Source organism: Labilibaculum sp. DW002, from assembly GCF_029029525.1.
GTDB lineage: Bacteria > Bacteroidota > Bacteroidia > Bacteroidales > Marinifilaceae > Paralabilibaculum > Paralabilibaculum antarcticum.
This window is the reverse complement of record NZ_JAKJSC010000001.1, coordinates 1,119,218-1,145,704: the sequence shown is the minus strand read 5'-3', so window position 1 is coordinate 1,145,704 and position 26,487 is coordinate 1,119,218. Positions and strand designations below refer to the sequence as shown.

At 35.0% G+C, this 26,487-nt stretch carries 19 protein-coding genes and 1 other RNA gene; 18 read left to right on the top strand and 2 right to left on the bottom strand.

What is annotated here, in order from left to right:
• Positions 1 to 63: 63 nt before the first annotated feature.
• Positions 64 to 1,899 (bottom strand): YgiQ family radical SAM protein, encoded by a 1,836-nt coding sequence (locus L3049_RS04415; protein WP_275108582.1) that lies wholly within the window; start codon positions 1,897 to 1,899, stop codon positions 64 to 66.
• A 204-nt stretch (positions 1,900 to 2,103) separates the two neighbouring features.
• On the opposite strand from L3049_RS04415, the gene hisJ reads away from it, so the two are divergent.
• The 3 genes from hisJ to L3049_RS04400 all read left to right on the top strand — a co-directional run bounded on the left by hisJ (position 2,104) and on the right by L3049_RS04400 (position 5,716).
• On the top strand, positions 2,104 to 2,943 hold the full coding sequence (gene hisJ / locus L3049_RS04410; RefSeq protein WP_275108581.1) for a histidinol-phosphatase HisJ: 840 nt from the start codon (positions 2,104 to 2,106) through the stop codon (positions 2,941 to 2,943).
• A 262-nt stretch (positions 2,944 to 3,205) separates the two neighbouring features.
• Positions 3,206 to 5,011, top strand: a complete 1,806-nt coding sequence (locus tag L3049_RS04405; RefSeq protein WP_275108580.1) for a bifunctional lysophospholipid acyltransferase family protein/GNAT family N-acetyltransferase — start codon at positions 3,206 to 3,208, stop codon at positions 5,009 to 5,011.
• Between the two features lie 54 nt (positions 5,012 to 5,065).
• Positions 5,066 to 5,716 (top strand): LysE family translocator, encoded by a 651-nt coding sequence (locus L3049_RS04400; RefSeq protein WP_275108579.1) that lies wholly within the window; start codon positions 5,066 to 5,068, stop codon positions 5,714 to 5,716.
• 115 nt (positions 5,717 to 5,831) lie between these two features.
• Here the strand turns inward: L3049_RS04400 and L3049_RS04395 are convergent, their stop codons facing one another.
• Positions 5,832 to 6,860 (bottom strand): Smr/MutS family protein, encoded by a 1,029-nt coding sequence (locus L3049_RS04395; protein WP_275108578.1) that lies wholly within the window; start codon positions 6,858 to 6,860, stop codon positions 5,832 to 5,834.
• A gap of 159 nt (positions 6,861 to 7,019) precedes the next feature.
• Here L3049_RS04395 and L3049_RS04390 point away from each other — a divergent pair, with 159 nt between their 5' ends.
• From L3049_RS04390 to L3049_RS04320, 15 genes are all read left to right on the top strand, one after another.
• Positions 7,020 to 8,255, top strand: coding sequence for an S-adenosylmethionine:tRNA ribosyltransferase-isomerase (locus L3049_RS04390; protein WP_275108577.1), 1,236 nt, complete (start codon positions 7,020 to 7,022; stop codon positions 8,253 to 8,255).
• Positions 8,256 to 8,450: 195 nt separating this feature from the next.
• Positions 8,451 to 10,343: an OmpA family protein gene (locus L3049_RS04385; protein WP_275108576.1), complete on the top strand. Its 1,893-nt coding sequence runs from the start codon at positions 8,451 to 8,453 to the stop codon at positions 10,341 to 10,343.
• 148 nt (positions 10,344 to 10,491) lie between these two features.
• Positions 10,492 to 11,676 carry an SPOR domain-containing protein gene (locus L3049_RS04380; RefSeq protein ID WP_275108575.1) on the top strand — a complete coding sequence of 395 codons (1,185 nt, stop codon included), beginning with the start codon at positions 10,492 to 10,494 and terminating at the stop codon, positions 11,674 to 11,676.
• A gap of 103 nt (positions 11,677 to 11,779) precedes the next feature.
• Positions 11,780 to 12,136, top strand: a complete 357-nt coding sequence (locus L3049_RS04375) for a four helix bundle protein (protein WP_275108574.1) — start codon at positions 11,780 to 11,782, stop codon at positions 12,134 to 12,136.
• Positions 12,137 to 12,564: 428 nt separating this feature from the next.
• Positions 12,565 to 12,928: RNase P RNA component class A (gene rnpB / locus L3049_RS04370), an RNA gene on the top strand.
• A 515-nt stretch (positions 12,929 to 13,443) separates the two neighbouring features.
• Positions 13,444 to 15,396 carry a polysaccharide biosynthesis protein gene (locus L3049_RS04365; RefSeq protein ID WP_275108573.1) on the top strand — a complete coding sequence of 651 codons (1,953 nt, stop codon included), beginning with the start codon at positions 13,444 to 13,446 and terminating at the stop codon, positions 15,394 to 15,396.
• Between the two features lie 305 nt (positions 15,397 to 15,701).
• Positions 15,702 to 18,110 (top strand): SLBB domain-containing protein, encoded by a 2,409-nt coding sequence (locus tag L3049_RS04360; protein ID WP_275108572.1) that lies wholly within the window; start codon positions 15,702 to 15,704, stop codon positions 18,108 to 18,110.
• Between the two features lie 216 nt (positions 18,111 to 18,326).
• On the top strand, positions 18,327 to 19,454 hold the full coding sequence (locus L3049_RS04355; protein ID WP_275108571.1) for a Wzz/FepE/Etk N-terminal domain-containing protein: 1,128 nt from the start codon (positions 18,327 to 18,329) through the stop codon (positions 19,452 to 19,454).
• A gap of 26 nt (positions 19,455 to 19,480) precedes the next feature.
• Positions 19,481 to 20,491 (top strand): UDP-N-acetylglucosamine 4,6-dehydratase (inverting), encoded by a 1,011-nt coding sequence (gene pseB / locus L3049_RS04350; protein WP_275108570.1) that lies wholly within the window; start codon positions 19,481 to 19,483, stop codon positions 20,489 to 20,491.
• Entirely contained in the window at positions 20,492 to 21,355 is an 864-nt protein-coding gene (locus tag L3049_RS04345; protein WP_275108569.1) for an aldo/keto reductase, read from the top strand.
• A 1-nt stretch (position 21,356) separates the two neighbouring features.
• Positions 21,357 to 22,124: a glycosyltransferase family protein gene (locus L3049_RS04340; RefSeq protein ID WP_275108568.1), complete on the top strand. Its 768-nt coding sequence runs from the start codon at positions 21,357 to 21,359 to the stop codon at positions 22,122 to 22,124.
• A 5-nt stretch (positions 22,125 to 22,129) separates the two neighbouring features.
• Entirely contained in the window at positions 22,130 to 23,437 is a 1,308-nt protein-coding gene (locus L3049_RS04335) for an aminotransferase class III-fold pyridoxal phosphate-dependent enzyme (RefSeq protein WP_275108567.1), read from the top strand.
• Positions 23,438 to 24,343 carry an SDR family oxidoreductase gene (locus L3049_RS04330; RefSeq protein WP_275108566.1) on the top strand — a complete coding sequence of 302 codons (906 nt, stop codon included), beginning with the start codon at positions 23,438 to 23,440 and terminating at the stop codon, positions 24,341 to 24,343.
• Positions 24,318 to 25,382, top strand: a complete 1,065-nt coding sequence (locus tag L3049_RS04325; RefSeq protein WP_275108565.1) for an N-acetylneuraminate synthase family protein — start codon at positions 24,318 to 24,320, stop codon at positions 25,380 to 25,382. Before L3049_RS04330 ends, L3049_RS04325 begins: the two co-directional genes overlap by 26 nt.
• Entirely contained in the window at positions 25,379 to 25,915 is a 537-nt protein-coding gene (locus L3049_RS04320) for a GNAT family N-acetyltransferase (protein ID WP_275108564.1), read from the top strand. Before L3049_RS04325 ends, L3049_RS04320 begins: the two co-directional genes overlap by 4 nt.
• Positions 25,916 to 26,487: the final 572 nt, after the last annotated feature.

Genomic DNA, 26,487 nt, shown 5'->3' with positions numbered 1-26,487 from the left:
TAATAAAAAAGAGGTTTTTATTATTGCGCATATTATTACCAAATGCCTGTTTTTTTTGCTCAGTTATTTAAAAAGCTTGGTCAATATGTCTTTCTTTCCCATATTAATGAGTTCAGTCTTAATCGCATTTCGATATTCCTTTTTATACCAGAATAAGAATTTACGCTGCGAGAGTTTATCTTGCTTTGTTTTAGGCGTATAAACTTTTTTCATAGTATAAGGGTGGTAACCCGAATAATAAATAACCGTTGCAACTGTCATTGGTGTGGGTGTGAAATCCTGAACTTGCTCTAATTTAAAGTCAAGCTCTTTGGTTTTAACGGCTAAGTCAGCCATATCAACACCTTGCGAACCAGGATGACTGGATATGAAGTAAGGTATTAACTGTTGATTTAACCCTTCCTCTTTATTTATCTGATCGAAGAATTTTTTTAGTTCATAAAATAACTTAAACGAAGGCTTACGCATGATGTCCAGAACTTCATCAGAAGTATGTTCTGGTGCAACTTTCAGTCGGCCAGACACGTGGTTCTTAATTAATTCAACAGCATATGCTTTATTCGACTTGTTGGTTTCTTCATCTTTAGTTTTATGCAACATTAAATCGTATCGAACACCACTACCAATAAAAGATTTCTTTACACCGGGAATTTTATCAACCTCCTTATAAATATCAAGCATGGCCTTATGACTTGTATTTAAGTTAGGACAAACGTTAGGGTGAATGCAAGAAGGTCGTCTACAGGTTTGACAAATACTTTCGAAAATACCTTTCATCTGGTACATATTGGCTGATGGACCACCCAAGTCAGACAAATAACCTTTAAAGTCTGGCATTTTAGTTACGTATTCAACTTCTTTAAGGATTGATTTTTGAGAGCGATTGGCAATAAATTTACCTTGATGAGCCGAAATTGTACAGAACGAACAACCTCCAAAACATCCTCTATGCATGTTGATAGAGAATTTAATCATATCGTAGGCAGGAATTTTCTTATCCTTGTAACGGGGGTGCGGCATTCTTGTGTATGGCAAATCGAAAATAGAGTCCAGTTCTTTTTCTTTCATTACCGGATAAGGTGGATTCACAATAATCTGAGAATCTTTATAATCTTGAACCAGTTTCTTTGCCATCATCGAATTCGATTCCATTTCGATATGACGGAAATTACCGGCAAATTTCTTTTTATCCTTTAAGCAATCTTCATGAGAATATAATTCCTGAATTTCCCATTTTTTCTTCGTTGCATAATCCTCATCTTTCTTTGCGATAAACGAGGTTTGAGGAATAGTTGTTAAGGTTTCAAAAGGAACACCTTTTTTTAGTAATCTCACGATCTCTTTTAAAGGTTTTTCACCCATTCCATAAACAAGTAAATCAGCAGCACTCTCACAAAGAATACTTGGCTTTAATTCGTCCAGCCAATAATCGTAATGCGTAAGGCGGCGCAAGGAAGCTTCTATGCCACCAAGTAATATGGGGGTATCGGGATATAATTTCTTAAGAATTTGTGAATAAACAATACTTGGTTTATCTGGACGGAAACCATGTTTTCCATCAGGTGTGTAGGCATCATCATGGCGCAAACGACGATTGGCCGTATAATGATTGACCATAGAGTCCATATTTCCGGCTGTAATACCAAAGAACAGACGGGGTGTCCCTAATTTCTTAAAATCGCGAAGATCATCTTGCCAGTTGGGCTGAGGTACAATTGCTACCTTTAAGCCTTCATTCTCAAGAATACGACCAATAACAGCAGAGCCAAAGGAGGGGTGATCAACATAGGCATCACCACTAAATAAAATGACATCCAATTCTTCCCAGCCTCTTTCTTTTACCTCTTTGGCTGATGTAGGAAGCCAATTTTCCGTTCTTAATTTGCGATTCTCTGTCATATGTCGTGTAATTACTGCAAAGATAGTATTATTTAAAAACATTTTAAAGAAGGAATCGTGTTGAGATGACTATATAGAAAGGAATTCATACTGTAATTTGCCTTTTTTGAATAGTATTACTGTGCTAACGCCTGATTTTAGTGCTGTGCAGACTTTGTTTGAAACATGTCATGACTTATCTTTACTGCGAAAAAACAAATTGTAATGGAATATTTCTCTTATCATACACATACTAACTATTGCGATGGCAAAAGTACAGCCGAAGAAATGGTACTTAGAGCGATTGACTTGGGCTTGCAAAGTATTGGCTTTAGTTCACATGCTCCTCTTCCTGCTAAAGAGCCATGGAGTATGGATGAGATTTTACTTGAAGCTTATGTTGAGGAAATAGAGGAGCTAAAGTTGAAGTATTCCTCCGAAATTGATGTTTATCGCTCATTAGAAATTGATTACATTCCTAATGTGACGGCTTCTTTTGAGAGTTTTAAGGCAAAAGCCTCCTTAGATTATACAATTGGTTCTGTTCATTTAGTGAAGGTGAATTCAAATGATGAGTTTTGGTTTCTTGATGGCCCAGACACAAATTTCACTCATGGTGTTGAAGTTCTTTTTAATGGAAATATACAGAAAGCAGTAAGCGCTTATTTTGATCAGGTAATTGAAATGATTGCAACACAAAAGCCAGATATTATTGGGCATATCGACAAGGTGAAAATGAATAATAAAGGGCGCTATTTCTCTGAAGATGAAAAATGGTATACTGATTTGTTGGATAAAACTATTATTGCCTTGAAAGAATCTGATTGTATTGTCGAGGTAAATACAAGAGGAATTTACAAGAAAAAGTCAAGCACATTTTTTCCAGATACTTATTTTTTGAAACAATGTTTAAAATATAATATTCCGGTTACTATTAGCAGTGATGCTCATCATGTAGACGAATTAATTTCAGTCTTTGATACAGCTCAGGAAATGCTTAAAAATATTGGTTTTGATTCAGTTCGAGTGTTTGAGGGTGATACGTGGTGTAATTTACCATTGTAAAAACGAACAATAATGTTGATTTTTTAATGAGAAAATCAATATAAATATTGATAAATAATACTATTTTTACTCAATTGAAAAGGCCTGCATTCATGGATTTGTGAAGTTGTTAGTCTTGTTGGCCTATATTAAAAAAAAAATATAAAGAGTTTAAAATAAAGAAACTGTAGATACGTTAAGTGATAAACCTCCTTAATAAGAGGTTGTGCTTAGCATATCACACCCGATGTTATTCGGGACAACCTTATAGAACGTGTAATATATGAAATTGGTTGATCCCAAAGATTTATTAAAAGCAAGTGAAAGTCTCAATTGGTTTGGAGGGGAGAGTTTTGCTAAGCTATTGATGTATATTTTACGTTTGAACAAGTTGAATGATTTGTATTCTGCAAACTGTGAAAAATCAGGCGTTGAGTTTATCGATGGCTTAATTGATGACCTTGGAATCAAATTTGAATTTGATGAGGAGGAGTTGAAAAGAATTCCATTAGACGGTAGCTTTATTAGTATTTCAAATCACCCTTTTGGTGGGATTGATGGGATTTTATTAATTAAACTTCTTAGCGATATTCGCCCCGACTTTAAAGTGATGGCGAATTTCATACTTCAGAAAATAGAGCCATTAAAAGATTGTTTCTTAGGTGTTAATCCTTTTGAAGACAGAAAAGGTGTTGCATCAAGTATGGGAGGCATAAAGGAAGGTTTACGTCATATGAGTGATGGAGCTCCTTTAGGAATTTTTCCGGCGGGTGAAGTTTCAGCTTACCAGTCAGAATCCAAGAATATTACAGATAAACAGTGGCAACCTTCAATTCTTAAATTTATAAAGAAAGCTGAAGTACCTGTTGTGCCTATCCATTTTCAGGGAAGTAATAGTTTAATTTTTTATTTAATGGGGATGATTCATCCTGTTTTGAGGACGGTGAAATTGCCTTCAGAATTATTAAATAAGAAGAATAAAACCATTCGTATTCGTATTGGAAACCCAATTTCTGTAAAAGACCAAAAGGGATTTTCAGATATTAATCAATACGGGCGTTTTCTTCGTGCTAAAACCTATATGCTGGGAACACCAATTGAGGTAAAGAAATTTTATCAATTCAAGCGTAAGGCAAAAGAGGAGAAAGTTGAAGAAATTATTGCGCCTGTTGATCCTGTTTTGATAAAAAGTGAAGTGGAAAGCTTGGCTCAAGAACACCTCTTGTTCAAGAGTAGAAATTTTGTGGTGTATTGTGCGCCATCTTCTAAATTGCCTAATATTCTTAATGAAATTGGTCGTTTACGGGAAATTACTTTTCGCGAAGTAGGAGAAGGAACGAATCAGAGTATCGACGTTGATGAGTACGATTTGTATTATCATCAGCTTTTTATTTGGGACGAAGAAAAGAAGAAAATTGTTGGAGCTTATCGAGTAGGTAAGGGGAAAGAGATTTTAGATAAATATGGATTGAAAGGTTTCTATCTTCAATCGTTATTTAAAATGAAGAAAGCCTTCGAGCCTGTCTTGAAGGAATCAATCGAATTGGGACGTTCTTTTATAGTTAAAGAGTATCAAAGAAAACCAATGCCACTTTTTCTGCTGTGGAAAGGTATTATGTATTTCTTGCTTAAAAATCCTGAATGTCGATATCTGATTGGCCCGGTAAGTATAAGCAATGAATATTCTAACACCTCAAAGGATTTAATTATCAAGTTTATTATGCGTAACTATTTCGATTATGAAATGGGGCAGTTTATTAAATCACGTAATAAATTCAAGGTCAAGGTTAAAGGTCTTGATATGGACATTCTTCTTGAAGCGGCAAAGAGCGACATTAATAAACTGGATAAGTTAATTGGCGATTTCGAAGTTTCCAATGACAAACTTCCTGTACTTTTAAAGAAGTATATTTCTCTAAACGCTAAGATTGTAGGTTTCAATATCGATCCTAACTTTAATGATTGTTTGGATGGGTTAATTGTTGTCGATTTATTTGATGTTCCAGTTAACATGATTGAGTCGTTGACAAAAGAAATTAAGGACGATACGATTTTGAAAAGATTTTCGACCGAAGATGCCGACTTTTAGCATATATTTTACGAACTTTGCCGAGCAATTTTGTTAACTGAAAAAGACGAATAATTGGATATTCAATATATAATTAAAGGAATTGTTATAGGTCTCATGGCGTCAATACCATTAGGCCCAATTGGTGTTTTAATTATCCAAAAAACACTGCAGAAAGGAAGACTTGCTGGTTTTATTTCTGGTTCCGGAGCTGCTGTTGCCGATATGTTTTATGCCACGGTTGCTGCTTTTGGTTTGGGAATGGTACTTAGTTTTATTAAAACACAAGAATTTTACCTTCAGTTAATTGGTAGTATTTTTTTGGTTTATGTTGGTCTCCGAATTTTTCTAACCAATCCAATCAAACAGATTCGTGGAGGCCATAAAACTGGAAAAAAAGGAATGTTAGGTGATTTTGTTTCCATCTTTTTCCTGACAGCCTCTAATCCAATAGCGGTTTTTGTGTTTGTTGCTGTTTTTGCGGGAGCTTCTATTTTTGGTAGTAATCCAACGCTAAGAATCGAATTGTTTTTAATTTTAGGAGTGTTGCTTGGTGGAGCTTTATGGTGGTATACCTTGTCAACCATTATTAATATTTTCAGAAAAAAATTCAGATTAAAACAATTGTTTTGGATCAATAAAACATCTGGAATTATTATTGCAGCGCTTGGTTTTCTTGCCTTTTTAGCTTGTTTCGAGCCCATTAAATCTTTTATACATCAATAAGTTGATCTTGTGATAAAAAAAAATGCCCTCGGTAAAATAACCAAGGGCTTTTGTATTTTTAAGATTAAAACTTTTTTTAATGCTTGATACCTTCTTCTTGTAACTTTATCCTTACCTATCGAATCGTAACCATGGTTGCACCCCAGCCATATTCTTTAAAAGAAGCATCTTGCTGATAGTGCTTTCTGTATTTTCGCTTCAATTCGTTTTGAACCCTTTGTTTTAGTGTTCCGTTTCCTATACCGTGGATGAAAACAATCTTTTTGCCTTTTTCATGTTGGGATTGTCTAAGAACCTCGTGAAATTTATTCAATTGATATTCTAAGATGTCAGCATTTGATAGGCCAGTAACAGAATCGATTAGCGCATTGATGTGCAAGTCTACCTCTAAAATATCACTTGAGGATTTCACCTTCGGTTGTGAAGATGCTGATTTTCCTGAATGCTCTTTTTCGCGAATTGCTTGCTTGAATTCTTTGTTGCTCAATTCTTCAATTTTATACTCTAGAAGCTCGCCTGTTAATTTATGTAGGAAGCTATCCTGATGAAAGTAAGCTGTTTCTCTAAAGCTTGAAGATTTGTGGAATTTAACAGCTTGAAGTTTTATTTCTCTGTTTAATGGGGTTTTAATGCTTGATTTTCCTTGTTGATAATAGATGATCTGAAAATGACAATTGCTAAGTTCGTTAAGCTCTTTTTTATCGTATTCTCTTAAAATTATTTTTGATTTTGGATCAAGATTACCAGCAGTTATGCCTTCAAGGCCGTCACCCATTTCGTGGTAATAATTGTAAAGTAGAATGTGATTGGTATCGTTAATCAGATACAATTCAAGAGGACTATCCGTAGGATCTGAAGATTCACGAGGCGTAAAAGCAGCATAAATTTCCTCTTTTTCAACAAAAAGTGCATTTTTTTGATCTGAGACGGTAGAGTTTTTTCCTATTGCAGTATTTTGTTTTGCTGGAGCAGTGTCGCCACCATTAGCTGATTCAACCACAACTAGGTTCGTTTTTAAACTAGGAATTTCAAATTCATCTTCCTCGTTTAGAACCATTACAGTTTTTGCGTCTACAATTCTTGTTACCGTACCTCCACCAACGTCGTTCAAGAAACGAACTTTGTCACCTATATTTATTTGCATTTTATATTTTGATTTATGGTGGCAATAGATTTCTCAATTGTTCACTAGCTTTTGAGAAATTGCCAACAGGTTTTCTAATTCCGACAAAGTTAGCTATTTTTGCGAATCAATTCGCAAGGCCTCTTTTTATTATAGAAGGCTAGCGTAATAATATTACAGATGAATAAGAGTACAAGTACAGATAGTTTGGAAGCCAAACAAATTCAGATATCAGATTTCACCTATGATCTACCGGATCATCGAATTGCGAAACATCCTTTAACAAGCAGAGATTTATCTAAATTGTTAGTTTATAAAAATGGAGAGATCGCAGCGTCTATTTTTGATAAGTTACCAAGCGAATTAGAGGAGGGAACGACTATGGTATTCAACAATACCAAGGTGATTCAGGCACGTTTGATTTTTTATAAAGAAACAGGTGCACGTATCGAGATCTTTTGTCTTGAACCTTTGGCTCCTGCAGATTATAACTTGGCTTTTCAGACATGTGAATCTTCATCATGGAAATGTATTGTTGGTAATGCCAGAAAATGGAAATCTGGTGTATTGAAAATGCCTTTTTTCGTAGAAGGGAAAGAGTATTTTTTAAGTGCTGAAAAAGGTGAGAATTTAGACGGTTCTCAAGAGATTATTTTCTCCTGGGATCACTCAGAATTGTGCTTTAGTGATGTTTTAGAGCAAACAGGAAAGATTCCGATTCCTCCGTATTTGAATAGAGACACAGAGGAAACAGATTTGCTTCGATATCAAACAGTGTATTCTAAGTTCGAGGGATCAGTTGCTGCGCCAACGGCAGGATTGCATTTTACCAATGAGGTTTTTGAAGAGCTTGATTCAAAAAATATTCAAAGAAATGAACTAACGCTGCATGTTGGTGCTGGTACATTTAAGCCAGTTAAAACAGAACTTATTGGTGATCACGAAATGCATACAGAGCATATTCAGGTAAGCACCGATAGTTTGCAGAATATAATAAAGGCCGAAAAGCAAATTGTTGCAGTGGGAACAACTTCGGTACGTAGCTTGGAAAGTTTGTATTGGATGGGTGTGAAAGTGCTAGAAGGAAAAGAGAATCCTCATTTGTTGGAACAGTGGGAAGCTTACCAGCTTTCGGATACTTACAGTAGGCAAGAGTCTTATCAGGCCTTGTGTGATTACATGCAAGAAAAAGAACTTGCACTATTTAATGCGGCTACCCAAATTATTATTGCTCCAGGTTATGAATTTAGGGTAATCTCTGGTTTAGTGACTAATTTTCATCAGCCACAAAGTACCTTGCTTCTGTTAATCTCTGCACTCGTAGGTGATAATTGGAAAAGAATTTACAAGTATGCCTTAGAGAATGATTTTCGTTTTTTAAGTTATGGAGATAGCTCTTTGTTAATGAAAGGATAGTTCTATTGAGTGTATTTTTATTGCTCAATTTACATGATATTTATATGGCCACCTTTATTGAAGGTGGTTTTTTTATTTACGCTTTGATGTTAACTAGGAGCTTTAGTGCTGTCTGTCTTTTTGTTGTACTTGCTTTGTTTTCTTTTAAAAAAGACTTAATTTTAGTTTATGTTCACCTTCTAATAGATGTAAAGTATGATCAGTAAATTAAGACTCCTTTTTCTTTTCTTGCTAATTCAATCTAGTCTTCTAGCTCAGGATAAATACCTTAAAAAGGGTGATAGAGCCATTAATAAGGGAGATTATGTTGAAGCCATTCTTCAGTACAAAAAAGTTCAAAATAAAACTGCTAAGCTGAATCGAAAAATTGCTGAGAGTTATTTCACATTGGGAGATTATAAGATGGCGGAAAGCTTTTATGATTTGATTCCAGAAGGAGAGAGAGAATCTGAAGACCTTTTAAGCTTAGCGAAAATTCATCTTGCAAAGGATAATTTTGAAGCAGCTATCCTTATCTATGAAAGAGCAAAAGAAAGCGGAGCAGATCTCAATGAGGTAGAGCGGAATTTGAAGGCTATAGATGAACTGATTGCATTTCGAAATGCTTCAAAAGAGCTTCAATTGATAAAAATTAATGCTCAGCCCAAAGGGAAATGTTTAGGAATATCTTCTTTTGCAAATGGAATTGTCTATTCCAATACCTCCAAAGGGATGCTAAAAAAAGGAAATGCCCATCAATTGGTGGTATCGGCATATGAAAATGCGGTTTATGAATCTGCGAAAGCATTTGCTAAAAGTTTAGAAGCTAAAACCAATATTGGTGCGGCTTGTTTGTCTCCTGATGGACTTAGATTATATTACACTCGTTGGTTTACTCGTAAAGGAAAGCAGCAGATGGAAATTGCTGTTGCAGAAATAAAAGACGGAAAGTGGCAGGCAAAAGAGAGTTTGGGCTTCTGTTCTCGAAAATATTCATGTTGCTATCCATTTTTGTCTTCGGACGGTAGAAAAATGTATTTTGCTTCGGATATGAAAGGTGGCTTTGGTGGTATGGATTTGTATGTGAGTGAGTTTGATAATGGCAATTGGACTACGCCAAAAAACCTTGGCAGTACCATAAATACATTTCAGAATGAGATTTATCCACGAATAGTAAAGAATGATCAATTGTGGTTTTCTTCCGATGGTCATGGAGGATATGGTGCGCTAGATCTTTTTTTTACAGAGAAATATCCTAATGGTACTTGGGCTCCAGTAAAGAATCCTGGTATGCCTTACAATTCTGAGTTTTCTGATTATTCAATTCTTGATTTTAAAGATCGTGAACATCTTTTATTTGTGTCTGATAGAGCAGATCGAGGGTTGAGAGATCAAATTTACAAATTGGAAATGAACACCAAAGACGATGTAGAATTTCGAGTGAAGGATAGTCAGTCTGGAAAAGTCATTGATGATTTGAATGTGCAAGTTCGAAAAGTTTTTGGGGATACCGAATTCCCTGTTGAGTTTCTGTTAAATCAAGCTGGATATTACCAGTTTTCAATTTTGAAAGATGAAAAACGAAGCGGTGTATTGTTTGAAATAGTATTGAGCAAGGAGAATTATCAGGATAAATTGATTGAATACAATCCTTCTCAAGAAAAAGAGAAGATTGAAATTGAAATGAAGCCAATAGTGAGAAAAAGTGGCTTCTCTTTTGTGGAAGATTTACTTCCGATTGCTTATCCAAATAAGAAAATTTCATTCCAAAACATCTATTATCAGAAAAATGAAGCCGAATTTTCAGAAAAAGCAAAGGGGATTTTAGATCGTTTGTATCGATTTTGGAAGGCTTTTCCTGAAGTGAAAATTAAGATTAATGTGCATTCGGATGCGATTGGCGACGAGCAAAGTAATATGGAGGTTTCAGTGGAGCAGGCAAAGAAAGCGAAGCGATATTTGGCCGAAAAAGGTTTGGAATCATCTGTGGTTGAGGTGGATGCATGGGGCGAGCAGTTTATATTAAATGCATGTTTCGATCTTGCTGATTGTTCGGAAGAGGAACATCAGGAGAATAGGCGATTGGAATTATTGATTGTTTTGGAATAAATAAGAAGTCTACTAGTCGCTATCTGATTGACTTTAAGATATTTTATTTTCTATATTTTTATTGGTTTATAAGTATTTTATTATATTTACTATTGTTAAATTTTGTTATTTTTATGCAATAATCCGACACGCTATTCTGCCACTTGCTATGAGAAATATCTACTTTTTAATCTGTTTTTTCTTAACTGCTGGAACAATTGGTTCCTTTTCTTCCTTTTTCGATATTAATTTTGCTGGTTCTACTGCTGGTGGAACAACCTATGCCGTCGAAATAGCCAAGTTTAAATACCCTGTGTATACTGACTATTTTGAGGAGATTGAAGGTGTGGTTGAGCTTAATGGTGAAAATGGAGAGTATCATTACCTGTCAGGCTTAACTAGCAATAAAGGTGATGCAGAGAAATTGGTTGAAACGGTTAAAAGTTATGGTTATGTAGACGCTAAAGTTCTAGATTTGCATACGACGTTTTCTTCTGAGCAAATAGCGAGTGTTCTTTCTGAAGAAAAGGATGATCAAGACCAAATCAAAAAGAAAAAGATTACCAAGCAAAGTGTACAGAAGAATAAAGCTGCAGAGGTAGCTATTGGTAAATTAAATAATATTGGAACAGAATATTTCTACACAATTGTACTTCAGCAAAGCAAAGACGTTTTAAATGCTGAAAGTTTTGCACCACATAATTCTGTAAAAGTTTTTCAGAACAAAGGAAAGTATCATTATGTGTTAGGTCGTTTTGAGGATGTTGGAGATGCTCAAAAATATTTGAAAAATGAAGTTTTGTCGGGTTTTCCTAATGCCAATCTTGCAGTTGTTAACAAAGGAGAGTTGGTTGAATACAGAGCGAAAAAAGAAATAGCAGCTCCTAAAAAATTGATTGCCGAAAAGGGATCTTACAATATGGGGCGAAAAATGAGAGGTAAAGAATATGTTGACTATTATTATGAATTAGGATCTCTTGAAATCTCAAAAAAGCCATATTACACAATTGAGATTGGTAATTATAATGATAAGAAGTTGGCTGACGAAGCAGTTCAAAAGCTAAGAGATCTTGGATTTAGTCAAGCCAAAATAAAAATACCATCAACAAAGAATTCAGCAACAAGTAATTCAAAACTTACTAAGAACGCGAAATTCGCCATTCAGGTACTGGCTAGTAAATCTGAAATGAGTGTAAAGCGTATCAACTTTAAAGATCTAACCAGAACCTTTGACAAACAAGATGAGCTGTACCGATATTTTTATGGGAGCTACGATAATTACTGGGTTTGTCGTCGTCAACTTCGCGAAGTACGAGAAAAGGGTTATGCTGATGCTTTTATTGTTCGATTATAAGTTTCAAGTGAATAAGGATTAATCTTGAAGTAAAAAGGTTAAAGGAAAAAGTACTAAGGGGGAGAAGTATAAAGAATATTGTAAGTGTAAAATATCAAGCTACGTGAAACAAAATGATTTACAAAGTCGATTGTTTAAATTTTCTGTGGGCGTTATAAAACAAGTTCGCTTATTTCCAAATACTAGAGAATATCAAGTAATTTCTTATCAAATTCTTAAATCAGCCACTTCTGTTGGAGCAAATTACGAGGAAGCACAGGCAGCTGTCTCAAATGCTGATTTTTCTAACAAAGTAGCCATTTCTGTAAAAGAAATTCGCGAAACAAATTATTGGATAAGGATAATAAATGCCATTTCTAAAGAAAACGCGGACTGGATAAAATTCGAACATGAATCATTAGAGTTGATGAAAATATTAGGCTCAATACATTCAAAAGTATCCAGGAAATGCAAAAAGTAATATTTTTTGTTCTCCTTTAATTTCCCTTTAATCTTTCTCCTTCTTACTTTCTTCTTTAATTTAGATACTTGGAGCATTAAGCATGGTACTTGAAACTTTCCACTTGTTCCTTGTTTTTCTTCCTTTCCCCTTGTTACTTTATACTTGGAGCTTTTCACTTGCTCCTTGAAACTTCTTACTTTACACTTGTTCCTAGTTACTTTATACTTGGAGCTTTTTACTTGTTCCTTGTTTTTCTTCCTTTCTCCTTGTTTACTTTATACTTGGAGCTTTTCACTTGCTCCTTGAAACTTCTTACTTGGTACTTTACACTTGTTCCTTGTTACTTTATACTTGGAGCTTTAAACATGGTACTTGAAACTTTCCCCTTGTTCATTGTTTTTCTTCCTTTCCCCTTGTTTACTTTTTCCTTTATACTTAAGTTTGCAGCGGCAAACCGTTCTATCGCTGTTTCGTAAGAAAGAGAGGAAAGTCCGGGCAAGGCAGAGTACCATGCTTCTTAACGGGAAGATAGGCGAAAGCTTATAGTAGTGGAACAGAAAATAACCGCCCTGTTTTTTCGAAAATGGGGTAAGGGTGAAAAGGTGAGGTAAGAGCTCACCAGTACTTATGGTAACATAGGTAGCTGTGTGCCTCATGGCTTGCAAGATCAAGTATACCGACAGTTGTAGATCTTACTCGGTCGATGTCGGGGGGTAGATTGCTCGAGACATAGGGTGACCTATGTTCTAGATAAATGATAGAAGTTCCTTTCGGGGAAAACAGGACCCGGCTTATAGGTTTGCCTTTATCTAAAAAAATCAGAGACCAACTCTTTTGAGTTGGTCTTTTTTTTTTTGTCGGATTACTTGATAAGTGAATGAAATGCTTTACTGAATCGGCTTTTAATCAAGTGATGGAAAGTTAGGTAAGTGCGGATTGTCTTAATGTCATGCTGGTCAGTTAATAGTATTCCGATTGGACTGTTGTTAGGGTAAGTTTACTTTTTTAGTATTGCTACTTAGGGTAGGTGCATTTTAATTCGGTTGTAGTTAATATGAATAAGTGATTAGATTATCAACACTGTGATTTAACGGGCTTTAAGTTAATATGTTAGGTTTTTGTGTCTTTTTTAACGCAACCCTTTGCATTTTGTGTAATCTAATAGCTGTTAGGCTTGTAGATTAAAGAGTCTAATTTCAGTATGAAATGATTGAAAAAAATGATGAAAAGAATAAATTGGCAGCTTTGACAGTTGCTTTTAGTAAAATAAGGGAGTATTTTTGTCCTCGTACTAGCATACACACTACTTAATTAAAACATTGTTTATGAATTTAACTAAAATTCGTATTTTTGATAGGAACACACCTAGATGGATCGTATTTCTTATTGATTTGTTTATTGCTTTGACTTCAATATCCGCAGCTTATCTGTTGCGTTTCAATTTTAATATTGAGAGTATTAACCTTAACTCTGCAAAATTAGTAATCCCTATTGTTTTATTAATTAGGACGCTTAGTTTCTTTATTGGTGGGACATATGCAGGTATTGTTCGTTATACCAGTGCGAAAGATGCAGAGCGTATATTTGTTGTTGTATCTCTAGGTTCAATGGTTCTAGTGATGGCAAATGGGTTAAGCTATTATTTTCAAAATGGAACTTTTTTTATTCCTTTTTCTATATTGATCATTGAGTATATCGCAATGGTATTTTTAATGACCAGTAGTCGTGTCATTTTCAAAGCGATTTATTATCGCTATTTGACCCATTCTAAGGTGCGAGAAAATATCTTAATTTATGGTAGCGATGAGTTTGGTATTATGGCTAAGCATGCCTTGGATAGTAGTAATGAGGTGAACAGTACGATTGTTGGTTTTGTAGACCATAATGATAAAAAGGTTGGTAGTAAATTAGAAAACATTAAGATATTTAGCCCACGTGATCTAGAAAGATTGCTTGAAAGGACCGAAATTGATAAGGTAATTATTGCCAAGAAAGATTTAAGTGTCGATGAACGTCAGTCTATTATTGAGCTTTGTTTAAATAAGAATGTGAAAGTTTGGGAGGTTCCTAAATTTGAAAGCTGGGTGAATGGGGAGTTGAGTGTAAAGCAAATCCGTGCCATTAAAATTGAGGATTTGTTAGAGCGTGAGCCAATTAAATTGGATTGGGATGAGATCGATCAGCAAGTAAGTGGAAAAACGGTTCTGGTTACTGGAGCAGCAGGATCAATCGGTAGTGAAATGGTTCGTCAGGTAGCTCGTTTTCGCCCTAAAAATATTATTTTATTCGATCAAGCAGAATCACCACTTTACGATATTGAATTATCCCTAAAGGAAGAGCTCAATTTCTATAATTTCGAAATTGTGATTGGTGATGTTAGGGATAAAGAAAGAACTCGAAAAATGTTTGAGGTGTTTAAGCCACAGTTGGTTTATCATGCTGCAGCCTACAAACATGTTCCTATGATGGAGAATAATCCATCGGAAGCCATTAAAACAAATGTATTTGGAACCAAGAATATTGCAGATTTATCTCTTGAATATGGAGTTGAAAGATTTGTAATGGTTTCTACCGATAAGGCGGTAAATCCTACAAATGTAATGGGAGCCTCAAAGCGTATCGCTGAGATTTGTACGCAAAGTATGAATTTCCCAGGAGGTGCAACGCATTTTATTACAACGAGATTTGGGAATGTGTTGGGCTCAAATGGTTCAGTAATACCAAGATTTAAAGCTCAGATCGAAAAGGGAGGACCAGTTACGGTTACACATCCAGACATCACAAGATATTTTATGACCATTCCTGAAGCTTGTCAGTTAGTGATGCAGGCAGGTGCAATTGGGAAAGGTGGAAAAATCTTCATTTTTGATATGGGAAGATCTGTTAAGATTGTTGATTTAGCCTACAAGATGATAAAGTTGAGTGGATTGAAAGAAGGGGTGGATGTGAATGTACAGTTTACGGGTTTACGCCCTGGTGAAAAATTGTATGAGGAATTGTTGAATGTGAAAGAGAATACGGTTCCTACAAAGCATCCTCGTATTATGATTGCGAAAGTTAGAGAATATGAGCGAGAAGAGGTGGAAGTTTTGATTAAGCACTTTAATGATTTGTTAGAGGAGAATGATAATTTTAAAATTGTTGCTCATATGAAAGCGATTGTGCCTGAGTTTAAATCGATGAATTCCATTTACGAACAGCTGGATCAGAAGTTTATCAGAGAGAGTGTGAAGGTGGGCCCTATTGATTTGTCTGAAATAAAAGAAATGTTAAAATAATAAACCGAAAAGGAATATAGTAAAGCCGTATCAATAATATTGAGGCGGTTTTTCTTATTTGGCACATTTGACAGTTTGATGAAGACTGGAAAAGTATTACTATTGTGCGAAAAATACTTTTTCTTAAAATTGTTGCTATTTAAAGGAAAGTAAAAGGTTCAGAAATTAGGGAATTGGATTATGGTTCCTTATTTTTGCACAGCAAAATTAACTTTCATCCTAATATAATAGGGTTTTGTCAACTCTAAACGGATATAAGAACAAGTACACACTATAAAAGTTGTTTATATATTATGATTCAGTCGATGCGAAAATTATTTCTATTTGCTATATTCTTGGCATTATTTCTAGGGAATACACATGCTCAAAATGCAAATATCAATCCAGCGAGTGTAAATGTTGATGCACTTAGCGATGCTCAGATTGCGAAGATTGTCAAAGAAATGGAAAAAAATGGCGCGAGTATGGAGGAAGCCATGGCTTTAGCGCGTGCACGAGGAGCTTCGCAAGCTCAGATCGATAAATTAGTCGTGAAGATTAGAGAATACAAGAATGGCAAACGTACAAGCAGCGATAATGATAATGCACAAGTTGATGTGATTGAACCTGAGGAAGGACGGTCAGAAAAAAAGGCGTTTGCACCAACAGAAAAGAATTTGAAGGTTTTTGGTTTTCAATTTTTTAATTCTGAAAACTTAAGTTTCGAACCAGCTATGGATATGCCAGTATCTGAATCTTACTCATTGGGAGTTGGTGACGAACTGAATATCTCCGTTTATGGAGCATCTCAGCAAACCTACCAGCAGACGGTTCAGAAAAGTGGATCGGTGGTAATTCCTGATTTAGGACCAATTTATGTGTATGGTCTTCCGATTAAAGAAGTAAAAGAAAAAATTAAAGCAAGATTAACTTCTATTTACAATGGAATGGGTGGTAATTCGCCAAATACCTTTGTGGAGATAAGTCTGGGTCTATTAAAAGGAATAAATGTAAATGTAATTGGAGAGGTGAACTTACCTGGCACCTATTCTCTGCCTGCTACTGCATCTGCATTTAATGCATTGTACTTGGCTGGCGGACCAAATGAAAATGGTTCGTTCCGTAAAATTGATGTTTTACGTGACGGAAAATTGGTGAACAGTATCGATGTATATGCCTATTTAATTGATGGTGCCATTCAAAACAATAGCCAATTAAGAGATCAGGATGTAATTTTAGTTCGTCCATATGCAAAAAGAGTAAAAATAGCGGGAGAGTTCAAGCGAACTGGCTTGTTCGAAGCCCAAAAAGAAGAAACGGTAGCTGATATCTTGCGTTTTGCTGGTGGTTTTACAGATAAGGCCTATACGCACCGTTTAGAATTGTATCGTAACAATACACGTACCTTAAGTTTTAGGGGAGTGCTTGCTGATCATTACGATCAGGTACCCTTGATGAATGGAGATTCTTTGGTAGCGGGTAAGTTAACGGAACGTTTTGAAAATAGAGTTAGCATTGGCGGTGCAGTTTATCGTCCCGGTAATTACGAATTGGTTGAGGGCTTGAAACTTTCGGCATTAATTCAAAAAGCAGAAGGATTAAAAGAAGAAGCTTTTATGGAACGTGCGGTAATCACAAGAAAATTGGCTGACATGAGTTTAAAAGTAATTTCTTTTTCGCTTCGTGATGTGCTCAATGGGATAGTTGATTTTGACCTGAAAAGAGAAGACCGTATTCAGATCTCTTCCAAATTTGATATGCGTGAAGCACGTACTGTAGAAATTGTTGGTGAGGTGCAATTTGCAGGAACCTACGCGTGGGCAGAGAACTTACGCATTGGAGATTTGATTTTTCAAGCTGGAGGTTTTAAAGAGGAAGCTGAAGTGGCAGGCCTAGAGGTGAGCCGTGTTTTGGATTATGAGGAGACCAGTAAACTGACAAAGTCTTTATTGCATACTTTTCAATTTTCTTTGGATCGAAATTTGAAATTGAGTGCAGAGGATGAAGCTTTTGTTTTAAAGCCTTTCGATAAAGTATACGTACGTAGAGCGCCAGGTTTCCGTCCTCAAGGTGTAGCCAATGTGCAAGGAGAAGTGAAATACTCAGGAGATTATGGAATAACCCGTAAGGATGAAAAAATATCGGATGTAATTAAAAGAGCAGGTGGTATTACCCCAGAAGCCTATGTGAAAGGAGCTTCTTTACGTCGTAGAATCGAATTAAGTGAGGCAGAATACCAAGCCAAAATGGCCATTGCTGCTCAAGATACAACCATGGTAGGAGAGGATATTGAAAAGGTGTCCTATCAGATTGTGGGGATTGATTTAGCAGAGGTAATGAAAAGGCCCGGAGGAGTAGAAGATTTACAAGTGAAAGCTGGAGATCAGATTCTAATTCCATCTAAGTTAGAGACAGTGATGGTTTCAGGTTCTGTTTTAAGTCCAGTTGCACATACTTTTACAGCTAAAAAGAAATTGAAAGATTACATCTACGGTAGTGGAGGCTTTGCACAACGTGCTAAAAAAGGAAAAGTGTATGTGCTTTATGCCAATGGAACAACTGAGGCCACGAAATGTGGTTTGTTTGGTCGTCGTTTCCCAAAAGTAGAGCCAGGCTGTGAAATTATTGTACCTGAAAAACCAGAAGTTGACAAAGCTACGCAAGCAAGCAAATGGTTGGCCATCGCATCAACTTTTGCTACTTTAATTACGGCAATTGCCGTGGCAACGAGATAGCGTTAGAAAGTCATCCCGAGGGAAGCTAAGCGACAAGGGATCTCAAAAAAAAGAAGGATCTCATTTAATTAGAGAAGAGGCGTAAATGAATAGTTCCTTCACTACGTACCTTCGTTCAGGATGACCAAAAGAATTAGCAGTCATCCCGAGTGTGTAATGTCATCCTGAGCTTGTCGAGGGATCTCAATAATAAGTAGTAAAAAAGAAAAAGAAGATATGAACCCAGATAATACAAATATAAAAAGCGATCCTGCTAACGTTTCGCACGAAGACGAAATTGATCTAATTCAGCTCGCCAAAACCCTATGGGAAGGCCGTCGCACGGTAATCAAAACAACTTTGATTTTTATGGTACTGGGCTTATTTATTGCTATTTTCTCAGCGAAAGAATATACTGCCTCAACCACTATGGTGCCTCAAGTTGCTGATGGAGGGGCAAAATTAGGCGGTAATCTTGGAGGATTAGCAGCTATGGCAGGAATTGATTTGGGAGGGATAGGAGGAGGATCAAATATTGCCCCTAGTTTGTATCCAAAAATAATTAATAGTATTCCTTTTCAAAAAGAGTTGATGAAAACGGAACTGATTATCGATGGTCAAGTAACAGAAACGACATTTTCATATTATTATGAGAATATCTATAGTCCCGGATTATTTGGAGTTATTAAGGAGTATACGATCGGATTGCCTCGTTTGATTCTTAAAACAATTAAGCGTGAAAGAATACAAAATACTAGTTTAATTTCAAATCATCAAATTATCGAAGTTAGTGAAAGAGAGAAGGAGTTAATCGAACGATTAGAGGAGCAACTCACTTTTTCCATGAATGATAAAGATGGAGATATTACGTTATCAGCCAGTATGCCTGAAGCTATACCTGCGGCCCAATTGGTTGAAAAAGCTAAGGAACTCCTTCAAAAGTCGATTACTAATTTTAAAATTCAAAAAGCAGAAGATCAATTGGCTTTTGTGAAGGAACGTTACACTGAAAAAGAGAAAGAGGTACACCAAATACAGAAAAAACTGGCGGAATTTCGTGATAGAAATAAAAATGTTAGTACGGCAATTGCTCAAGCGGAGCAACAACGTTTGACTGCTGAATACAACTTGGTATATGGAGTATACTCAGAACTGGCAAAGCAATTGGAAACACAGAAAATACAAGTAAAGGAAGATACACCAATTTTCACTGTTATACAACCAACAAGTATACCTATAAAACCCTCATCTCAAAGTAAACTACTAACATTAGTTATTTTTTGTTTTCTTGGTGGAATTGTAGGTGTTGTAACGGTTTTTGCAAAAAAGTTAATTGGAACTTTAAAAAATGAATTTGTCAATTAAAAAATAACTAATCAAATAGAATAAATATGTTAAATTATAAATCTGTTTTAATTACCGGGGGAACAGGATCTTTTGGAAAAATGTTTACTAAATTGATTCTGAAGAGTTACCCTAATGTGGAGCGTTTAGTGATTTTTTCGAGAGACGAACAAAAGCATTTTCAAATGGCTCAGGAATTTCCGGAACACAAATATCCCCAAATGAGATATTTTATTGGAGATGTAAGAGATAAAGGCCGTTTGTTGAGAGCATTTGAAGGTGTTGATGTGGTAATTCATGCAGCAGCAATGAAACACGTTCATTTAGCTGAATACAACCCTATGGAATGTGTTAAGACAAATATATTAGGAGCTGAAAACGTAATTGATGCCGCATTGCAATGTGGAGTAAAGAAGGTTGTTGCATTATCTACAGACAAGGCTGCGGCTCCAATCAATTTATATGGTGCAACAAAATTAGCTTCTGATAAACTCTTTATTGCTGCAAATAATATTAAGGGTAGTCGAGATATTACGTTTTCTGTTGTTAGATATGGTAATGTTATGGGATCGAATGGTTCTGTGATGCCATTCTTTTTGAAGAAAAGAAAAGAAAAAGTTTTACCAATTACGCATGCAGAAATGACTCGTTTTACAATTTCTCTTGAAGACGGGTGTGAGATGGTTTTCTTTGCAATTAATAATGCTAAGGGAGGAGAGATTTATGTTCCTAAAATACCATCTTATAAAATTACGGATGTTGCAAAAGCAATTGCACCTGAATGTAAACAAGAGGTGGTTGGGATTCGTCCTGGTGAAAAATTGCATGAAGAAATGATAACAATTTCTGATTCAATGAACACTTACGATTTAGGTAAATATTATGCTATTCTACCTCAAAGTCCAAATTTTTCAGTGGAGGATTTTATAAACGAGCACAAGGCGATAAAAGTAGAAGAAGGATTTAGTTATAATTCTGGCGATAATACTCAATGGGAGACTATTGATAGTCTAAGAGATTTAGTAAAAAAGTATGTAGATCCAAATTTTGAAGTATAAATGAAAAGTAAACTTATTCTAGGAACCGTTCAGTTTGGTTTAGATTATGGAATAAACAATGATGTTGGAAAACCTAGCTTTGGTAAAGTTTGTCAAATTTTAGATTTTGCATTTGACAATGGTGTGAAAGTTCTGGATACCGCAGAAGCTTATGGTAATTCACAAGATGTTATTGGTAGTTATCATAAAATATCAAATCAAATTTTTAATATTATTACTAAATATAGCCCAAATAGAACGGACTTACCTGAAGGAATAGTTGAAAGGATAAATTTAAATTTAGAAACCCTAGGTGTTGATACATTATACGCTTACATGTTTCATTCTTTTGCCGATTATAGAAAGTATTATAAAATATTTTCAGAAGATTTAATCGAATTAAGAGAATTAGGAATAATAAAGAAAATAGGTGTTTCTCTATATACTAATGATGAACTTGAACAGGTTATCAAGTGCGAAGAAATTGATTTAATTCAACTTCCCTTTAATCTTTTAGATAATAATTATCAGAGAGGAGAAGTTTTGCAAAAAGCGAAGAATCGTGGCGTAGAAATTCATACTCGTTCAGTTTTTTTGCAAGGATTATTTTTTAAGGAATTGTTAGAAGATAAATTAAGTTACTTTACTTTATATCTAAAGCAATTACGAGATATGGCTTCAAGTGATTTTGGGATAAGTGATTTAGCTTTAAATTATGTGTGTAAGCAGGCAAATATTGATAATGTTTTAATTGGGGTTGACAATATAGAACAATTGAATAGTAACTTTATAAGTTTGCAAAAAGATGTACCTGTTGAAATTCAAAAATCAATTGATTTGATTAATGTTAAAGATAAAAGTATGTTAAACCCTTCAAATTGGTGAAATGAAGATAGTAGCAATTACCCAAGCAAGAACAGGTTCTTCTAGATTGCCGAATAAAGTCTTGAAGACTATTGGTGAAGAATCTTTATTAGAGATTCAAATTAACAGAATTAAAATATCTAAAAAAATCACTGATATTATTATTGCGACAACTGTAAAAGTTGAAGACGAAGTGATAGAGAAGGAAGCTCAGCGTTTAGGGGTCGCTTGTTTTAGAGGTTCAGAGGATGATGTATTGGATCGTTTTTATCAGGCTGTTAAATTAAGTAAACCTGATTATGTTGTTCGATTGACTTCTGATTGCCCTCTATTAGATGGCCATTTGATAGATGAAGTTGTGGAGTTAGCATTAATTGAGAATGTGGATTACTGCTCCAATACATTAGACGAAACCTTTCCTGATGGACAAGATATTGAGGTTTTTACTTTTGAGGCTTTAGAAAAGGCATGGCTGAATGCAAAACTGATATCGGAACGAGAACATGTAACTCCTTTTATAAAGAACAATTCAACTTTTCATAAGGAGGAGCTCTTTAAAGCAACGAACTTCTATTCGGAATTTGCCGAGTATAAAGATGTTAGAATGACGGTTGATGAGCCGGAAGACTTTGTTGTTATTTCCAAGATGATTGAGGAATTTGGTAAAGAAGAGAGTTGGAATGTGTATGCGAAATACTATGTGGAGAATGAAAGTGTGGGAAGTTTGAATAGTTGTATCGTAAGAAATGAAGGATACATTAAATCCATTAAAGAAGACCTACAAAAATAGATGCGATGAGAACAGGACAAAAATTATATGAAAGAGCAAAGAAGGTAATTCCAGGAGGGACAATGCTTCTATCTAAAAGACCGGAAATGTTCTTGCCAGAAAATTGGCCAGCTTATTATTCCAAATCAAAAGGCTGTGAAGTTTGGGATTTAGATAATAATAAGTATATCGACGTATCTATTATGGGAATAGGTACTAATATAATGGGGTATGGGCACCAAGAGGTAGATGCAGCTGTTTCTGAGGTTGTAAAGAATGGAAACATGTCAACCTTGAATTGTCCTGAAGAAGTTTATTTGGCTGAAAAGCTGATTGATATGAACCCTTGGGCTGATATGGTTAGATTTGCACGAAGTGGAGGAGAAGCTAATGCTATTGCTGTTAGAATTGCGAGAGCTGCCTCAGGTAAAGATAAAGTTGCAATTTGTGGTTATCATGGTTGGCACGATTGGTATTTGTCTGCTAATTTAGGCAATGACGAAGGATTGGCTCAACATTTGCTTCCTGGCCTGAATCCATGTGGCGTACCCCAAAACCTCAAGGGGAGCACATTGCCGTTTTTATATAATGATTACGAAGAATTAGAGAATCTTGTAAAGAATCATGATATTGGAGTGATCAAGATGGAGGTTCAAAGGAATGAGCCGCCCAAAAATGATTTCCTAAAAAAAGTAAGGAAACTAGCTGATGATTATAATATTGTTTTGATTTTTGATGAGTGTACCTCTGGTTTTAGAGAAACTTATGGTCCACTGTTTAAGAAATATAATGTAGAACCAGATATTACAATTTTTGGGAAAACCATCGCGAATGGTTATGCTTTGTCGGCTGTAGTAGGGAAAAGAGCCGTTATGGAAGCGGCTCAGAATACATTCATTAGTTCTACTTTTTGGACTGAAAGAATCGGTCCCGCAGCAGCTCTGAAAACATTAGAAGTAATGGAAAGGGATAAACCATGGGAATATATTACTGAAATGGGGAAATATGTTACAGTAAAGTGGTGTGAACTTGCTCAAAATCAAAATCTAAATATAAAAACATTTGGCATTCCTGCCTTAACTGGATTTAGTTTTGAGTCTGAGAATACTTTGAAGTATAAAACATTTATTACTCAGGAAATGCTTAAACGAGGGTATCTAGCGTCTACATTATTGTATCCATCAACTGCACATACTAAAGGTATTATAGATCCTTACATGACCAACTTAGAAGAGTTATTTCATGTGGTTAGTCAATGTGAGTTGGAAAATAAAAATATTGATGATTTATTAGAAGGGCCTGTTTGTCATGGTGGTTTTAAACGATTGAATTAAATGAAAAGAATTCTTATTACGGGAGCGTCAGGTATGTTAGGCTCTACTTTGGTTGAGATATTTAGCGGATGTGGTTTTACCGTGTATGCTACAGGCGCTGATAAAGAGGTAGATATTCCTAACTATAAATTTTACAATTTAGCATGTGAAGATTATTCAGAATTGATTAATTGGTCTAATCCTGAAGTCATTATACATTGTGCTGCTATTATCAATGGGAATTATTGTAGTGAGCATCCCAAAGAAGCTTTTGATATTAACGGTATTTCCTTAAAAAAAATAGTTGAGGCAACTGATAACTCCGTAAAAATAATTTATATATCTACCGATGCTGTTTTTCCTTCAGATACCCACTTGGCAACTGAGGAAGATAGCATTTTACCGGAGAGTATTTATGGGAAATCAAAAGAAATCGGTGAATTCTTTTTGAGAAATACCGATAGAGATTATACCATAGTACGCACTACTATCGTCGGTTTGAATAAAGATTCAGCTAAGATTGGTTTTGTAGAATGGATATTACAGTCTGCAATACAAAAAGAGGAGGTTGGTCTATTTGATGATGTTTTATTTACTCCTATAACTATTTGGAATTTGGCTGAAGAATTAATGTTTTTAGCAACTAATTCCCTGCCTTCAAAAATTTATCATATAACAGGGTCTGAAATCTTATCTAAGTATGAATTTGGAAAAAGCTTATTAGATGCATTGGGAATTCCTATGGAGAATATTGCAAAAGATTCGATTCTTAGATTTGATGATAGAGCTAAGCGTAGTACGGATCAAACGTTAAGTGTGAACTTGTATCAAGAGCATAGTAAAAGAGTTTTACCCAATAATGAAAAGACAATTCAAACCTTAGTTTCAAAAATTCAAGAAAATGAAAAGTATCAAATTAGGAAATAGACTAATAGATGACAACTCATTGTATTTTATTGCAGACATTGGAGCAAATCATAATGGGTCATTAGAAAAAGCGAAGGCTTTAATTCATTTGGCTAAGGAATCTGGTGCAGATGCTGCTAAATTTCAAAATTTCTCAGCAAATAAAATTGTTAGTAAGCAAGGGTTTGAGACAATGAAGGGAAAGCTTTCTCATCAATCAAAATGGAAAAAATCTGTTTTTGAAATTTATGAAGATGCGAGTATCAATAAAGATTGGACCAAAATTCTGAAGGAAGAGTGTGATAAAGTTGGCTTGGATTACTTTACAAGTCCTTACGATTTTGAGTCTGTTGATTTAGTGGATCCATTTGTTGATTTGTATAAGATTGGTAGTGGAGATGCAGCTTGGCTTGAAATCATTGAATATGTCCTTGATAAAGGAAAACCAACATTATTAGCGACAGGTGCCTGCGACTGGGATGATGTCGAACGAATGATGAATCTGGCAACATCAAAAACTAAGGACATTGTTTTAATGCAGTGCAATACAAATTATACTGGGAGTTTAGAGAATTTTAAGTATTGCAATTTGAATGTTTTGAAAGCTTATGCTGAAAAGTATCCAGATGTTGTACTTGGATTATCTGATCATACACCAGGACATAGTACTGTTTTGGGAAGTATTGCATTAGGTGCAAGGATTATTGAAAAACATTTTACAGATGACAATAATCAAGAGGGACCTGATCATGCATTTGCAATGAACCCTCAATCCTGGAAGGATATGGTAGATCGTTCTTATGAATTGTTATCCGCATTAGGAGATGGTGAAAAGAGAGTAGAAGAAAATGAAGCCCAATCATATATCGTGCAAAGACGATGTTTATGTGCTAAAGACAACTTAAAAAAGGGACATAGGATTACTAAGGATGATATATTTCCTTTACGCCCAATTGCACCAGATAGTTTTCAACCTTATGAAATCGATGACCTTATAGGTAAAGAATTGATATTGGATATAGAGGAAGCATGTAGTTTTACTTTAACAAATATAAAATGATTTCAGGTAAAATAATTGGACTGAGGGCGGTAGAGAAGGAAGATCTACCTTTATTTCGTGATTGGAGAAATATTCCAGAATTTAGAAGAAATTTTCGAGAAGTTCGAGAGTTATCGTTGTCAGATCAAGAATGCTGGTTTGATAGTCTTCAAAGAACTAAACACATTAACTATATGTTTACAGTAGTTGATTTAAAGACTAATGAAGCTATAGGTGCTGTGGGACTGTTATACATTAACTGGCAAATACGTTCAGCGGATTTCTCTTTTTATATTGGAGCGGACAAGAAGTATGTAAGTGATGATGCATACTCTAAAGAAGCTGCCAAACTACTAATAGAATACGGATTCAATAATTTAAATCTAAATAAAATCTGGATGGAATTATATGAGTTTGATTGCAAGAAGATAAACTTCTTTGAAAATCTATTTGGTTTCAAGGAGGATGGAGTTCTAAGACAGAATTGTTTTGAAGACGGTAGGTATTGGGATTCAAAAATTATTTCACTGCTAAAATCGGAAGTGAAAATGTAATATTCGTTATTTTCTATAATAACTTGTTCCAATAGATGTCTGTACCATACAAGAAATAATATTTTTAAGTATAAACAAAACTGAGTATCCCAATTAGAAATTTTTGCCTGCTATGGAAACTTTGGTTTACAGTTGTGGGCTCTAAGAATTATAAATAATTGATTGCCTATTTTTTACTAGAATAAGAGCTTGGCTTATCTATTTATAGTGCTTTTGTTTTCTTTTGAACGATGGTTGTTTTAGATCCAAATTAAAATGATATTTTGAATATTCTTCAAAGAATGGTTATTAACTAATTCGATATACTATTTTATTTGAAAAAATTTAGGTTTAGAATATGGGGAGAATCTGTTATAAACTTTGAAGGGGATGAAACTTATGTTACAACCTCTTCAAAGAAGATTTTTAATCAAGATCATTACCAATATTAGTATTACTGTGAGAGGGAAAATTAGAAAACCAAATATAAAATTACTTATAGATTCATTTATTGTATTTCTCAATATTTCGAATTCTTATTCAATCATTCCTTACTTACTATTTTTTCAATATTATAGAGCTGTTAATACATC

What these genes read in the sequence shown, in the direction of transcription:
- L3049_RS04415 (WP_275108582.1), bottom strand. Translation starts at nt 1,899, where the DNA reads ATGACAGAGAATCGCAAATTAAGAACGGAAAATTGGCTTCCTACATCA.
- hisJ (WP_275108581.1), top strand. Translation starts at nt 2,104, where the DNA reads ATGGAATATTTCTCTTATCATACACATACTAACTATTGCGATGGCAAA.
- L3049_RS04405 (WP_275108580.1), top strand. Translation starts at nt 3,206, where the DNA reads ATGAAATTGGTTGATCCCAAAGATTTATTAAAAGCAAGTGAAAGTCTC.
- L3049_RS04395 (WP_275108578.1), bottom strand. Translation starts at nt 6,860, where the DNA reads ATGCAAATAAATATAGGTGACAAAGTTCGTTTCTTGAACGACGTTGGT.
- L3049_RS04390 (WP_275108577.1), top strand. Translation starts at nt 7,020, where the DNA reads ATGAATAAGAGTACAAGTACAGATAGTTTGGAAGCCAAACAAATTCAG.
- L3049_RS04385 (WP_275108576.1), top strand. Translation starts at nt 8,451, where the DNA reads ATGATCAGTAAATTAAGACTCCTTTTTCTTTTCTTGCTAATTCAATCT.
- L3049_RS04380 (WP_275108575.1), top strand. Translation starts at nt 10,492, where the DNA reads ATGAGAAATATCTACTTTTTAATCTGTTTTTTCTTAACTGCTGGAACA.
- L3049_RS04365 (WP_275108573.1), top strand. Translation starts at nt 13,444, where the DNA reads ATGAATTTAACTAAAATTCGTATTTTTGATAGGAACACACCTAGATGG.
- L3049_RS04360 (WP_275108572.1), top strand. Translation starts at nt 15,702, where the DNA reads ATGCGAAAATTATTTCTATTTGCTATATTCTTGGCATTATTTCTAGGG.
- L3049_RS04355 (WP_275108571.1), top strand. Translation starts at nt 18,327, where the DNA reads ATGAACCCAGATAATACAAATATAAAAAGCGATCCTGCTAACGTTTCG.
- pseB (WP_275108570.1), top strand. Translation starts at nt 19,481, where the DNA reads ATGTTAAATTATAAATCTGTTTTAATTACCGGGGGAACAGGATCTTTT.
- L3049_RS04345 (WP_275108569.1), top strand. Translation starts at nt 20,492, where the DNA reads ATGAAAAGTAAACTTATTCTAGGAACCGTTCAGTTTGGTTTAGATTAT.
- L3049_RS04340 (WP_275108568.1), top strand. Translation starts at nt 21,357, where the DNA reads ATGAAGATAGTAGCAATTACCCAAGCAAGAACAGGTTCTTCTAGATTG.
- L3049_RS04335 (WP_275108567.1), top strand. Translation starts at nt 22,130, where the DNA reads ATGAGAACAGGACAAAAATTATATGAAAGAGCAAAGAAGGTAATTCCA.
- L3049_RS04330 (WP_275108566.1), top strand. Translation starts at nt 23,438, where the DNA reads ATGAAAAGAATTCTTATTACGGGAGCGTCAGGTATGTTAGGCTCTACT.
- L3049_RS04325 (WP_275108565.1), top strand. Translation starts at nt 24,318, where the DNA reads ATGAAAAGTATCAAATTAGGAAATAGACTAATAGATGACAACTCATTG.
- L3049_RS04320 (WP_275108564.1), top strand. Translation starts at nt 25,379, where the DNA reads ATGATTTCAGGTAAAATAATTGGACTGAGGGCGGTAGAGAAGGAAGAT.